The sequence below is a fragment of the Pseudomonas sp. R4-34-07 genome, from assembly GCF_003852375.1.
In the GTDB taxonomy this organism is placed as follows: Bacteria; Pseudomonadota; Gammaproteobacteria; order Pseudomonadales; family Pseudomonadaceae; genus Aquipseudomonas.
The window spans coordinates 371,542-385,292 of record NZ_CP027760.1; the positions used below are offsets into that span (position 1 = coordinate 371,542).

Here is a 13,751-nt window from a genome sequence, read left to right on the forward strand (position 1 = left end):
GGAACGAAAGTCGTGTTCCTATGCAAATTTCAGGTCTGCTGACTAACCAAACGCTGGCAGATTTTACGTAGCAATGCAGACTTCAAAACGGTGCATGCGTTTTCACACAGCCTGGACCCATAGCTGCCGTTCGGTACCGGCAGCACCCGAAAACAACAGCCGCTCAATGCTGCTTGGTGGGCTCCAGACTTGGTGTCGCACACGGAAACGCTCAAGCCGTGGTGAGCTTAAAGGAACGATGGATAATTGTTTGCTGGCTGGGCTCCCAACAGAGCGGTATGACGATACCACGCTGCCTACTATGTCCAACCTCAGGCAATCATCGGCTCGCAACGGTGTGTATGGCTCATGGTGATTTCACCTTTCACCTTTCACCTTTCACCTTCCATGTTCGATGAGATCACCATGATTGCTCGAGAACTCATTTTTTATTTTATGTGGCGCGATATGTAAATTTTCGGCTTGAGCGAATATCCTGTCACTAGTTTCTTCCAAGCTTCGACTGCTAGTAGAAACTGGATGGAGTTTACGTCCGTGATGGTTTTAATGTCTTCTTCGAAGACGAACCAAAGCGCCGCCGAAGTAAGTTTCTTACTAAATTTGATTTTGTTGTTTTTAATAAGGGTTATGGAGTCTTTCGATTGTTCAATATTGTAAATTAGTTCCGGCTTCTTTTTTGAAATCTTTACGGATATTATCTCGCCTTTGTAGTAAAGGTCGGCTACTTCAACTTGATAATCCCTTCTTTTTTTTTCTAACGAGCGAATCGCGGTGAGTTCTCGGTCTAAGAGCGTGTATCCGCGCTCGTTGCATATTTTCTGATTGAAATAGGCTTCGCGATAATCAACCTTGTCATCTCCGGCTTTTCGATTGGCTCGTTTGTTTGTTTGCCAAGCAACAAACTCTGTTTCAATCAGTTGTTCTTCGAGAATAACCTCAACAGCGCTGAGAGATCGTTTTAGGTAGTCCATGAAAACCTGATTAAAAAAGAACCATTCGCCATTTTTCAAAAAATATTGCTGGTCGCCCCACACGATAGGCATATCCAGCAGCTCTTTGAGGTTTCTCGTGAATCGTCCGATATCTTCATTTTTAAACTGCACCGTCACATTGTTTATATCGTCAATATCTGGATTGTCAACGAGGAACTCTGAAATTGCTTCAATGTCCATAGTATTGCCGAGCTGCTTGCTCAGGAGTTTTCCTTCGCTGTTCTTCGCTTTGATGACATAGTCATAGTCATGGAAGCTGAAACATATCGACACACCGCTTACATGAAACTGATCAATCCCCACGTTCCCTTCGCCATCTCTCAAATGAGTGAGAGCCTGAATATCCAGGTCATTTGCAATATCTGCATTGGCTGATTCGAGTTTGGGGAGGTGGATTATTTGATCATCCTTAAAGCTGGCTTCAATAATTTTGAATATTTCAGGGAGATGCATGGGCTGCTTGTCCATATCCATCTGGATAGAGTCAGCAAAAATGATGTTGCGGTTACCCCAGACAGTTTTGTTTGCTGCCTTTAGTTTTATATGGTCCACGGACTCACCAGCTTCGTAGTTGTTCACCTGGAACTGCTGATAAGAGGAAACGTCTTGCCTTTTCGTGCCAGTAAAATATCGGCTTTTTTTGAGAAGTATTGAACTCTCATCGGCCATATGCAGAGCGAGGTCAATACCAAAATCCAGCTGTATGAATTTCGAAAGATAAAAATGTGATTTGCCCAAGCTGACAGCAAATATCTTTTCAGGTTCTGCGATATTTTGGCAAACCAATACAGCAAAGTTAAAAATATTTTTTGGCTCTTCAATGTCTTCATTGAAGAAGTTACGGTATGTCTTCCACCACCAAACTTCGTTGCCTTCTACTTTTTCAGAAAAATAAAAGGTTTTTAAGTACCCGTCCTTTTCTAGGGTTTTTTGCTCTACCAATCCAACTGATTTTAACTTCTCTTTTAGTTGGTCAAGTTTGGCTGGTTTGACTTTGTAGATATTATAAGTGTTAGCCATAACAATTCCCTTTGTACGTAACAGCGTGATGGAATTCTGAGATTCGTCCTCAGCTGGAGCATTTTTGTCCCTTCGGATGCCATCGTGGTTAAGGCAGATGGGCAGCCGACCTATCGTTACGTGTGAGGCTAAATGCTATCACTGCCTATGGCAATGACGCTGTTGGGTGTTTCGTAGCAGAACGACTGGAAAATGAGGCTCTCCAAATCAAAGGATTGAGCCCATGATCACCTGCCACGTCAAATACATCATCGATCCCTATCAAATCACGACGTTCGAACGCTACTCACGCCAATTGGTCGGATTGGTGAACCGACCGCACACCCAGGTTGAACGTCCGGTATTGGCCGTTTTCTGACCTTCGTTTAGCGGTTGAACTGCCAGGGTTTTCCTAAGCGATGAGTGAGTAATTGCATGGTCAGCAAATAGTAATAGCGCGTCGATTCAGTGTGCTGGTTTAGGTGGCGATTCAAAAACCACGTAAGGTGTTTTCTCTGCCAAGTCCATGGATTGTCGCGTTGCCAGCGCTCAGCGATCGCTGTTTGGATGGCCTTCGCCTGACGCAAGTGGCGTTGGCGCGTGGTATGCGATCCGGTCAGGACGCCCGCCAGGAACAGATCCATATCGAATGCCGTGCTCATGCGCGACCACCAATGTAAGCGGCCACCACGACGATACGGTTGTGCCCCAGCTCATAGCTGATTTGTACTCGGGCTTCCTGATCGAGACGTCGGTCGAGTTGATAGCAATGGCCACCGTTGATGGGGGCGGGATGGTGGGTGATTTGCTCATAGCGTTCGCACGCATAGGCTGCCCGCAATTCGTGGAAGCCTTTAAGGTTGTACTGATGGAGGATGTCCCGTGCAGGACGGACGATTCCCCGCTGGAAATCGAGGTAGGTTTCGTTCGGTGCAAGTAGGTTGCGGCTACCGTCGGGTGAGACCTGTTCGGCGAATTTCAGCGCCTCGCGAATTTGATCATCCACCCTGATCCAGCGAGGTGCCGAGGCACCTGAGCGGCCCCCCTTGGTGCCATCCTGGATGTTGATCTTGCCGTATTGTTCGGCCTCACGTTTTAAGCGCGGAAGGTCGGCCAAAATGGCCTCACGTAAGCGCATGCCGTTGGCTCGCGCTAATTGAGCGATGGCCGCGGCACGCGGCTGCTGGTGTGCGCAAAGCACCTCTACGACCCTCTTCACATGTTCGCGGTCTTGGCCTTGCGGCACCGAACGACGAACACTGGTGCGCCGCATTCCTAACGCCTCGCTCGGACTCGGTACTTTCACATACTGATCACCGCGAAGCGCTGCCAGGGTCCGATTGACGCTGGACAATCGGTTTTGCGCAGTGGCGATGGCGAGATCGCTGCGCTCAACCAGGTGACGCAGATGCTCCGCGTAATCCAGCAAGGTCTGCCGATCAATCTGCCGTGCATCATTAATTCCCGGGCCATCCTCCGACCGACACCAGCGCACGAACGTCTGCCAACGATCACTGTGTGCTTTGACCGTCCCGTAATGCCCATCGCCAAACAGGTCTTTCAGTGCCTGCGGCCCGGCATAGCTCAATTGCCGGCCATAGCCAAAATTACGCCCCTCCCGTCTACCGACCAATCCCATGACCAAACTCCGCTGTAAGCCACACTTGTAAAACCTTCCCCACGTCATCCCGCCAAGAATGTTGAGTATTATCAGGGATCAAGGCCCCTGCGACCTGTGAGGGTTGTCCACTAACGCGGGACTGGCGGCTCTTTACGACCGGGAGCCTGGGCATCTCATGATCTGGCCTCCTGAACACTTCCAAGGAAGTGGGCGGGTGGAGGCTGCATTGGCTGACGAGACCAACGCCGCGAGATCTTGAGCCGGGTGAAGGCAGTGATGCTATGACCGGGGCGTGCCTGACTGTCAGTCAGGTGCAGTCCATTCCCTGGGCTGCGGCACCATCATCTGCATCGCTGTTGCTGGTGACTTCGGTGTTTGTCACGCCGATTGTCACAAGGAGGAATGCCGCAAAGCCTTGTACGAGATGGGCTGCAGCAGCGGTAGGAGCGCCCGTCTCTTTCCGGGAGAAAGAGACGGGCGCAGGTTGGCGCAGTGAAATGGCCAAGCGGAAAGGTTGCTGCAGGGCAGCTGGGTAGGGGGATGTATTTGCCGCAATGGCAACGATCTGAAGTAGGCATCCATCACTCGGTGAGTGACCGTGCGAGCCGCCGGACGCTAATCGCACTTTGGGAGAACCGCCACGGTGTGGCGTAGCCTTAAAGGTTCTGGCTACCTGGGTTGCTGTCAACGACAGCACTTGCCCGATCTTTTCTACGCCTGTGGATAATTTGGGTCAAGGCTCGAATTTTCGGGAGTTCTGCGGCTGTGGATGAAATTATCCACCGGTGGAAATCAGTGGTTTTCCACAGACAGTTGCGTGGGCTTAGATTTTTTAAGTGAGGTCCATCCAAGCAGGGCGGCTTTGCAGCCCCGCTTGGATGGACCCGCGTGGAAGGGCGGACTGCGGTGATCTTATTGGCTTACCCACGTTTGGATGCGCCACGGCTATTTTGTAGGGCTGTGATGTTGTCGCCGACTGGGTGAGCGAATTCGTGGGGTGTCACATGCCCATGGCGGTTGGCGTCGATGTAGTTGCTCCACCACGCCATGATCAGCCTGCGCTGTTCGAGGAATTCGGCCTTGTGGATATACGCGGCACGCACACGGTTGCGTTCCTTGTGGCTCATTTGTCTTTCGATGGCTGCGTCGGTCCATAACCCGGACTCCAGCAGGGCGCTACAGGCCATGGTCCTGAAACCGTGGCCGCACACGTCCTTGCTGGTGTCATAGCCGACGTTGCGGAGCACAGTGTTCTCGGACATTGGCTTCCAGTACTTGTGGTCGCCCGGTAGCACCAACTCTGAAAAGCGACTCAGGCTGCGCAGACGCTCCAGTATTTCGATGACCTGCGGCGATAGCGGAACCATTTGAATGTCGCCGTTCATCTTGGTCCTGCGTGTGGAGTTGCGTACCCCTTCAATCGGTGCGCGTGTATCGGGGATTTCCCACATGGCGCGTTGGAGGTCGAACTCACTCCATCGAGCGAAGCGCAGTTCGCTGGAGCGGACGAATACATGCAACGTCAACAGGACGGCGAGGCGCGTCAGTTCGCGGCCGTTGTAGTTGTCGATACGGTGCAGCAGTTCGGGTAGGCGGTTGAGAGAGAGGGCTGGGCGATGGACTGTGCGCGGCGCGTGAAGCGAGCCTGCCAGATCCAGTGCAGGATTCATGGTGATCTGCCGAGCCCTTTTGGCCCCGCGCATGATGGTGGATAAGTAGTTCTGTACCCTTAACGCCACATCCATGGTGCCGCGTTCTTTGATGCGCTGGGTGATTTCTAGCAGGTCGTGGGTATCGAGTTCAGCGATGGGTCGTTGGCCGATCAGCGGGAAGACGTGGGTGCGCAGTCGGCTCATTACGGTTTTTGCATGGCCTTCGGTCCAGCGGCGGGACATGTCGGAGTGCCACTCCAGGGCAACGGTTTCGAAAAGCAGCGCGGCCCGCTGGGCTACGATCTTGGCCTTCTTTTTTTCTTCCATTGGGTCGAGATTGTCGAGCAGCAACGCCTTGGCTTCGTCTCGCTTACGTCGTGCGACGGAAAGGGTAACGATGGGGTAATTGCCGATGATGAGCGTACCTTCCTTGCCGCTGGGCTTGGTGTACTTCAAGCGCCAGGTCTTCACGCCATTGGGTTTGACGAAAAGGTACATGCCGCCGCCGTCGAACAGCTTGTAGGCGCGTTCGCGGGTTTTGGCCGTGCGGCATTGCAGGTCGCTGAGGGGGATCGCTAGACGTGGCATAGGGGTACGCGCTCCTGACCGGGAAATCGCAGTACCCCTAACATACCCTCGGGGAAGGGGATTTTGTTGGATCCCGACAGAGGGTCCTGGAACGAAAAAACCCGCCAAAGGGCGGGTTTTCGGGGCTTCCAGAGCATTCAGTGGAATGCAATGGAGCCTAATGTGGTGCCGGCACCAGGAGTCGAACCCGGGACCTACTGATTACAAGTCAGTTGCTCTACCAACTGAGCTATACCGGCGTGTTAGGGCGACGATTATAGCGATTGAAAAGGTTCTGTAAACCCCTGAATTCTGACTATTTTTGCAAACGCTGCGGTTTTTTGCAGTCGCCGTGTTTTTTGCCCAATGTCACTGCATGAAAACGTGCGTAGGCAATACTCAGAAAAGAGCCATTAAATTGACTTTTTACCGTTCATCCAGAAAGCACAAAACAAAAACATCAAAATAATGACGCGCCCTACCCGTTGTCACAGAATGCCCAAACAAGGACGCCTATAATAAGACCTGCGGTAAGTACCCGCGCTTGCCGAGCTTCACGTCTTAACGCTGCGTCGTGAGGAGCAGGTTATGAGCCTTAGCAGAGAAATCCTGGCGTTGTTCGGCAAGGATGTCGCCCATGACGCCGATGGCATCAATGCGCGAATGCACTTTTTCGGCAGTGTCCCTGAACAATCCCTTCAATATCTCCAACCGCTGGTTATCCCTGTGTTGCGTCCAAAAATAGTGGCGCTTGTGTCGATCAATGGCGGTGTCGGGCGCAGCACGCTGGTTACGGCGTTGAGCAGCGGTTTGCAGCGCCACGGTGAGTCGGTGGTGGCGTTGGACCTGGACCCGCAGAATGCCTTGCACCACCACTTTGGCGTCAGTTCCACCTTGCCGGGAATCGGGCGCACCAGTCTGGAGCATGGGCAATGGGGGCCGCTGCAGCAGGTGGGGTTTGCCGGTTGTCAGGTGATCACTTTCGGCGATGTCGATATTCAGCAGCAGGAGAATCTGGAGCGTTGGCTCAAGCATGAGCCCGATTGGTTGGCTCAGCGTCTCGCGTCGCTGGGCTTGAGCGAGCGGCAGACGGTGATTATCGATACGCCCGCCGGCAATAATGTCTATTTCCATCAGGCGCTGAACGTGGCCGATGTGGTGCTGCTTATTGTGCAGTCGGACGCTGCGTGCCTTGGTACGCTGGATCATCTGGACACGCTGCTCGCCCCGTACCTCGAGGGCCAGTGCCCACCGGCTGTGCACGTAGTGGTCAACCAGGTGGATGAAAGCAATGCGTTCAGCCTGGACATGGTTGAGGCATTCAAACGTCGGCTTGGCACAGACCTGCTGGAGGTGCATCGCGACATGGCGATCAACGAGGCCTTGGCCTTCGCGGCCGACCCGTTGGATAACGTGACCAAGCGGCTCGCCAGTGACGATATCAATGCGTTGTGCCTGCTGCTGAAGGCGCCGAGGAAAACCGCGTGAAAGCGCGGTTTATACGGTTTACGCCAGATGCTTATGCACAATCGGTTGGTAACGGTGGTTACTGAACGGCCATTTTGTGGAGCCGTTCTCAATACGCTGCAACTGCCTGTTTTGCGTGCGTTTTATTGTGTGAACAAAAAATGACCAGCGCCGCTTTTGGTCTGTAGCGCTGATGGCTACAGCTTTGGTAAAGAATTCATCAACAGAGTTATCCACAGGGCGCGGTAGGAAGTTGTGCTCCTTAATCGCGCTCGGCGAGCACCATCAGGTTGCGTGGGGTGAGGGTGTGTTCACAGAAGCTGCCGAGCTCGACATTGTAGCCGTGCTCCATCAGGAATAACGCGCGATCCAGTACCAGCCACATTTCCAGCGGGCGGCGAAACAGGCCTCGGACCAGTTCCAGGTTTCGCACCTCGGCCAGCCGGCGCCAGCCGTGTGCTTCCAGCGTCCCCCAATCCTGGTCACCGGTAGATAAATCCTTCAGGCGTGCCAGCTCCCGGCAATAGTCAGCGAAGGATTTATCCAGCCACTTCGTGGGCAGGGACGGCGTGGGCAGGTAGTCGTCGCAATCCCGCAGCTGCCGTTGCAGCCGGTCGAAGCCCAGGCGCCGGGCCATGGAGGTATCGCGTTGCTGGCGGACGCGGTTGCCGGCAGTGACGGTTTCGCTCAGCGGCAGGCCCAGATCCTCGATCGACAGCTGCAGGGCCGACGCGCGCCCGGTCGCGGACAGCGCTTGATAGCGGTCGGCGCCGATGCGGTTATAGCAGCACGGCGCCAGCGCCAGTTGCTTGCAGCCGGCAGCGCTGGCCAGTTGCAGCATACGCACGTGCAGGTCGCCGCAGGCATGCAGGGCGACGGGTGTGTGCTCGGGGCTGATCGCCACATCCGCCATCACGTCTTGCAGGCGATGGGTAACGCGCAAGCCGTGGTGATCACTCAAGGCTGTGCCGGAGGCAATCAGGGCCGGGTCATATTCCAGGCAGGTCAGCTGTTGGCCAGGTTGCAGCAGGCGGCGGCCGAGATGGCCTTTGCCGGCGCACCAGTCCAGCCAGTGGTGGGGCTCTGCGGCAAAATTCAGGGCGGCGCCGAAGGCTTCGATCTGTTGCCACTTGCGCCCCGGAACGTCGACATCCAGGCGATGGCGAGCGGATGCAAGCGCGTGTGTCGGCAATTTATCCACGGCGCTGAGGCGCAGCGCCTGTGCGGCCAACTGTGGAAAAGGCGCGGGCGCCGGCAGGTCGTGGGGGTGATTGTGACTGGCTTCGGCGTCGTCCAGCGAGCGCTGGCGTAGCCACTGCGCTAGCGCGGGATGTTCGGTTTCCCAGGGCAATCGAAGCTGGGTAAAGGGCCGCGGTCGCCACAGCCCTTGGTGCTCGATCAGAAACGCATCCAGTGCCTGGAAGCGTGCCTCAACGTCCTTGGCACGCATCGACGCGCAGCCATTTTTCCAGCAGTTTGAAACCGCGCACCAGCACGTAGGCCATCACCAGGTAGAACAGCCCGGCCGCGAAGAAGATCTCCACCGGCAGGTAGGTACGGGCGATGATGGTCCGGGCCATGCCGGTCAGCTCCAGCAAGGTCACGGTACTGGCCAGGGCGCTGGCCTTGAGCATCAGGATCACTTCGTTGCTGTAGGCCGGCAGGCCGATGCGCGAGGCGCGGGGCAGGATGATGTAGAACAGTGTCTTGGGCCTGGACATGCCCAGGGCGCGAGCTGCTTCGATCTCGCCCGGGGGAATGGCCTGGATCGCGCCGCGCAGGATTTCAGCGATATAGGCGGCGGTGTGCAGGGTCATGGTGGCGGTGGCGCACCAGAACGGATCGCGCAGGTAGGGCCACATGAAGCTGCCACGCACGCTGTCGAATTGCGCCAGGCCGTAGTAGACCAGGAACAACTGCACCAGCAACGGCGTGCCACGGAAGAAGAAAATGTAGGCATAGGGCAGGGCACTCACGTACCAACGGCGCGAAGAGCGAGCGATGCCCAATGGGATCGCCAGCAGCAGGCCGGCAATCACAGCGATTGCCACCAGCTCCAGGGTGAGTGTCGCGCCCTGGGCCAATTTAGGCAGCCACTTGATGATCACGGCCCAGTTCAGGCCCAGGTCGAAATGCGACAGCCAGCTGTAATCAGTGCTCATTGGGCGCTCCTTGCAAAGCCGCGGGCGGCGCGTTTTTCCAGGAAGTGCATGCTGGTCATGGCGAGCACGGTCAGGCCCAGGTACATGAAGGCGGCGACCATGAAAAAGGTGAACGGCTGCTTGGTCACGGTCACGCCGATCTGCGCGTGGCGCATGATTTCTTCCAGGCCGATCACCGATACCAGAGCGGTGTCTTTCATCAGGATCATGAACAGATTGCCCAGGCCCGGCAGGGCGATGCGCCACATCTGCGGCATGATCAGACGCGTGAAAATCCGAAATTTCGACAGCCCCAACGCCACACCAGCTTCACGGTGGCCCTTGGGAATGGCGAGGATCGCGCCGCGAAACACTTCCGTGGCGTAGGCGCCAAAGCACAGGCCCAGGGCGATGACGCCGGCGGCAAAGGCGCTCAGGGACAGGTCGGGGTTACCGAAGAATTCCCCCAGGGCACGCATCAGGTTGACCGTGCCGAAATAAATCAGCAGCACCCACAGCAACTCGGGAATACCGCGAACGATGGTCGAATAAGCACCGCCCAGCCATTGCAACGGCTTGTACGGTGAGGTCTTGGCCAAGGCACCGGCCAAGCCCAGCACCAGCCCCAGGCACAGGGCCGTGAGCGCCAGCTTGACGGTCATCAGCGCGCCGGCGGCAAGGGCCGGGCCGAATCCGTAGAGATCGAAATTCATGGTGTTTTCATATCGCGGCAGGCATTGCTGGAAGCCGGCGCGCTCGGCTGAGCGCGCCGGTCAGGCCGTTCAGATCATTCGATGCTGAACGGGAAGTACTTGTCGTTGATCTTCTTGTAGGTGCCGTCTGCCTTGATCTCTGCCAGGGCTTTGTTCAGGCGCTCGCGCAGCGGGTCGCCCTTGCGCACGGCGATACCGATCTTGTCGCTCTCTACAACCGGGTCGCCCTTGAATTCATAGGCCGAACCGTCTTTGCTCTTGAGCCATTCGTACTGCACGTACTTGTCGGCCAGGATGCCGTCCAGGCGGCCGGAAGTCAGGTCGAGGTAGGCGTTTTCCTGGGTGTCATACAGCTTGGCCTCGGTGTCCGGCAGCTTGTCTTCCAGGTAGGTGCCAGCCAGGGTCGCACGTTGTGCACCGATCACCTTGCCCTTGAGATAGGCGGCGTCGGGCTTGAAGTCGGCGGTGGCTTTTGGCGCGATGAACTGCAGCTTGTTGGAGTAGTACGGGTCGGTGAAGTCGACAGCCTGCTTGCGCTCCTCGGTAATCGACAGCGAGGACACCAGGAAGTCGAATTTCTTGGCGTTCAGGGCCGGGATGATGCCGTCCCAGTCGGACGTGACCACTTCGCACTTCTCGACTTTCATCTTGGCGCACAGGGCGTCGCCAATGTCTTTGTCGAAACCGACGACATTGCCACTGGCGTCTTTATTGTTGAAGGGCGGGTAGGCCGCTTCGATCCCCATTTTCAAGGTTTCTGCCATGGCCGTGGCGCTGAACGCCATCGAGACGGCCGCGGCCAGAAGGAATTTTTTATAGGTCTGCATGCATGTTGCTCCGTTAGCGGTTGCTGGACATGAATTGTTTGCAGCGCGCCGAAAGCGGGTTGTCGAACACCTGCTGTGGCGATCCTTGCTCTTCGACCAAGCCCTGGTGCAGGAACACCACCTCGCTGGACACTTGGCGGGCGAAGCCCATTTCGTGAGTGACCAGCAGCATGGTGCGGCCTTCTTCGGCCAGCGCGCGGATCACATTAAGTACTTCCTGGACCATTTCCGGGTCAAGCGCCGACGTTGGCTCATCGAACAGAATGACCTTGGGCTGCATTGCCAACGTACGCGCAATCGCTGCGCGTTGTTGCTGGCCGCCGGACAGTTGCGCCGGGTAGGCGTGGCGCTTGTCGGCGATGCCGACCTTGGCCAGCAGGGCCTCGGCCACTTCTATCGCCTCGGCCTTGCTCTGGCCGAGCACGCGGCGAGGGGCCTCGATGATGTTGTCGAGGATGCTCATGTGCGGCCACAGGTTAAAGTTTTGAAACACAAAACCGATTTCGCTGCGCAGGCGGTTGATCTGCTTGCCGTCGGCGGCCATCAACTCGCCGTTTTTTGCGGCCTTGAGCTTGAGTTCTTCGCCGGCCACCAGAATCTGGCCCTGGTGCGGGTTTTCCAGCAGGTTGATGCAGCGCAGGAAGGTGGACTTGCCGGAGCCGGAGGAACCCAGGATCGAGATCACATCGCCGTCGCGAGCGGTCAGCGAGATACCTTTGAGTACCTCCAGCTCACCGTAGCGTTTGTGCAAGTTGCGGATTTCAAGCGCGGGCGCGGCCTCGGCCATGTGCGGTCCTCATTGTGTGCATTGCATTCCTGCTGTTGGGCCGCCTTCCTGGCGAGGCGCCAAGCTAGCATAGCGTTTGGATGACAGCCAACAGCGCTGCGGACGGTTAACAGGTGGTCTGCGGCAGGGTGTCGCATCGGCGCAGCAGCGTGTCGCGCCATCAACAACTAACAGACGTTTGGACCTGGCCAATCCACAGGCTTCGCGTAAAAAAGGGCGCGATGGTGCCAGCTTTGGCCGGGTGTTGGAAGGGTTAACCGGGTAAACGGTGCATATCGGCCCCTTTATAGAGCGCCGCCTACTTTTTGTGTGTGTTTTTGGTGCGCTCATGCGCGGTGAAAGTGGGTCGCTCGGTAACGCTATAGCGGAATGCCATTGTTCTCAATGACTTGCGACGACTGAGGAATTGTCCTACAGCCCGCGTCAATTCAGGCTTTGTAATATTTTGGCGCAAAACTTGCGTAAAAAATAAAGAACGCCCTGTTGGTTTCTTTTCACGAAAGACTCCGGGCCGGGCGAACCGTTTTCGCAATTCCTCCCAAAGGTGTGTCAATGAGTAGTACGCAAAGCTGCAATGACCTCGAACAGGGGCTTAAACCGCGTCATGTGACCATGCTCTCGATTGCCGGGGTGATTGGTGCCGGTTTATTTGTGGGCTCCGGCCATGCGATTGCTGCCGCCGGCCCTGCCGTACTGCTGGCATATGCCGCTGCGGGTACGCTGGTGGTACTGGTGATGCGCATGTTGGCCGAAATGGCCGTTGCCTCACCGGACACCGGTTCGTTCTCTACTTACGCCGACCGTGCGATCGGCCACTGGGCCGGGTTTACCATCGGTTGGCTGTACTGGTGGTTCTGGGTGCTGGTGATTCCGTTGGAAGCCAACGCGGCCGCAACCATCCTGCATGCCTGGTTCCCGGGCGTAGCCATTTGGGCCTTTACCCTGATCATCACCTTGCTGCTGACGGCGACCAACCTGTTCAGTGTGAAGAATTACGGTGAGTTCGAGTTCTGGTTCGCGCTGATCAAGGTCGTGGCGATCGTGGGCTTTGTCATCCTTGGCCTGGCGGCGATTTTCGGCTTTTTGCCCACCAGCCAGGTCAGCGGTGTATCGCACCTGTTCGACACCCAGGGCTTTATGCCGAACGGCATGGGCGCGGTGCTGGCGGCGATCCTGACCACCATGTTCTCGTTCATGGGCACTGAGATCGTGACCATCGCTGCCGCAGAATCGAAGAACCCCGGCCAGCAAATCACCAAGGCCACCAACTCGGTGATCTGGCGGATTGGTTTGTTCTATCTCTTGTCGATTTTCATCGTCGTGTCCTTGGTGCCTTGGAATGATCCGACGCTGGCTGCCGTGGGTTCCTACCAGACCGTGCTCGAGCGCATGGGCATCCCGAATGCCAAGCTGATCGTCGACCTGGTGGTATTGGTTGCCGTGACCAGCTGCCTCAACTCTGCGTTGTACACCGCCTCGCGCATGCTGTTCTCCCTGGGCCGTCGTGGCGATGCTCCAGCTGTGGCCAAACGCACCAATAAAAGCGGCACGCCTTACTGGGCCGTGTTGCTGTCCACGGGCGCTGCGTTCCTGGCGGTGTTTGCCAACTATGTGGCGCCGGCGGCGGTGTTCGAATTCCTGCTGGCCAGTTCGGGCGCCATTGCCTTGCTGGTGTATCTGGTGATTGCCGTGTCGCAACTGCGCATGCGTCAGAAGCGTACGGCAGCGGGTGAGAAGATTGTGTTCAAGATGTGGCTGTTCCCGGGCCTGACCTACGCGGTGATGGTCTTTATCGTGGGCACGCTGACCATCATGCTGTTCCAGGAAGCGCACCGCGTTGAGATCATCGCGACAGGGATCCTGAGCTTGCTGGTGGTGTTGGCGGGGCTGTTTGTTGCGAGTCGTCGCAAGGCCCAGAGAATGGGCACTCCCGTACTGAACTGACGAAATGCAGATCAAAATGTGGGAGGGAGCAAGCCCCCTCC

11 protein-coding genes, 1 tRNA gene and 1 pseudogene are annotated in these 13,751 nt (G+C 56.4%); 3 read left to right on the forward strand and 10 right to left on the reverse strand.

The features are described from left to right. Positions 1-428 precede the first annotated feature (428 nt). The gene (locus C4J85_RS01525; protein ID WP_124408841.1) at positions 429-2,012 is read right to left on the reverse strand and encodes a DUF6119 family protein; all 1,584 of its coding nucleotides are present in this window, start codon (positions 2,010-2,012) and stop codon (positions 429-431) included. A gap of 223 nt (positions 2,013-2,235) precedes the next feature. Between C4J85_RS01525 and C4J85_RS01530 the strand changes: the two are divergent. Then, positions 2,236-2,328: pseudogene (locus C4J85_RS01530) on the forward strand (NIPSNAP family protein); the annotation flags it as partial. A 49-nt stretch (positions 2,329-2,377) separates the two neighbouring features. Here C4J85_RS01530 and C4J85_RS01535 read toward each other — a convergent pair. The 4 genes from C4J85_RS01535 to C4J85_RS01555 form a co-directional block, all read right to left on the reverse strand. Beyond that, positions 2,378-2,653: a hypothetical protein gene (locus C4J85_RS01535; RefSeq protein WP_124408842.1), complete on the reverse strand. Its 276-nt coding sequence runs from the start codon at positions 2,651-2,653 to the stop codon at positions 2,378-2,380. Further along, positions 2,650-3,630, reverse strand: a complete 981-nt coding sequence (locus C4J85_RS01540; RefSeq protein ID WP_124408843.1) for an integrase domain-containing protein — start codon at positions 3,628-3,630, stop codon at positions 2,650-2,652. Before C4J85_RS01540 ends, C4J85_RS01535 begins: the two co-directional genes overlap by 4 nt. 902 nt (positions 3,631-4,532) lie before the next feature. After that, a complete protein-coding gene (locus tag C4J85_RS01550; protein WP_124408844.1) occupies positions 4,533-5,852 on the reverse strand; it encodes an integrase arm-type DNA-binding domain-containing protein in 1,320 nt (439 codons plus the stop codon). A gap of 163 nt (positions 5,853-6,015) precedes the next feature. Then, a tRNA-Thr gene (locus tag C4J85_RS01555) sits at positions 6,016-6,091 on the reverse strand. Between the two features lie 328 nt (positions 6,092-6,419). On the opposite strand from C4J85_RS01555, the gene bcsQ reads away from it, so the two are divergent. Next, complete coding sequence (bcsQ, locus tag C4J85_RS01560; RefSeq protein ID WP_124408845.1) at positions 6,420-7,319, forward strand: cellulose biosynthesis protein BcsQ; 900 nt, start codon at positions 6,420-6,422, stop codon at positions 7,317-7,319. A gap of 241 nt (positions 7,320-7,560) precedes the next feature. On the opposite strand, the gene C4J85_RS01565 is transcribed toward bcsQ, so the two are convergent. The 5 genes from C4J85_RS01565 to C4J85_RS01585 all read right to left on the reverse strand — a co-directional run bounded on the left by C4J85_RS01565 (position 7,561) and on the right by C4J85_RS01585 (position 11,766). After that, on the reverse strand, positions 7,561-8,748 hold the full coding sequence (locus C4J85_RS01565) for a methyltransferase (RefSeq protein ID WP_124408846.1): 1,188 nt from the start codon (positions 8,746-8,748) through the stop codon (positions 7,561-7,563). After that, on the reverse strand, positions 8,729-9,418 hold the full coding sequence (locus C4J85_RS01570) for an ABC transporter permease (RefSeq protein ID WP_124365093.1): 690 nt from the start codon (positions 9,416-9,418) through the stop codon (positions 8,729-8,731). Before C4J85_RS01570 ends, C4J85_RS01565 begins: the two co-directional genes overlap by 20 nt. A 38-nt stretch (positions 9,419-9,456) precedes the next feature. After that, a complete protein-coding gene (locus C4J85_RS01575) occupies positions 9,457-10,152 on the reverse strand; it encodes an ABC transporter permease (RefSeq protein ID WP_065883173.1) in 696 nt (231 codons plus the stop codon). Positions 10,153-10,226: 74 nt separating this feature from the next. Continuing rightward, on the reverse strand, positions 10,227-10,979 hold the full coding sequence (locus C4J85_RS01580) for an ABC transporter substrate-binding protein (RefSeq protein ID WP_124408847.1): 753 nt from the start codon (positions 10,977-10,979) through the stop codon (positions 10,227-10,229). A 13-nt stretch (positions 10,980-10,992) separates the two neighbouring features. After that, the gene (locus tag C4J85_RS01585; protein WP_124365477.1) at positions 10,993-11,766 is read right to left on the reverse strand and encodes an ABC transporter ATP-binding protein; all 774 of its coding nucleotides are present in this window, start codon (positions 11,764-11,766) and stop codon (positions 10,993-10,995) included. 552 nt (positions 11,767-12,318) lie between these two features. Between C4J85_RS01585 and gabP the strand changes: the two genes are divergently transcribed. Further along, on the forward strand, positions 12,319-13,710 hold the full coding sequence (gene gabP / locus C4J85_RS01590) for a GABA permease (protein WP_124406044.1): 1,392 nt from the start codon (positions 12,319-12,321) through the stop codon (positions 13,708-13,710). Positions 13,711-13,751: the final 41 nt, after the last annotated feature.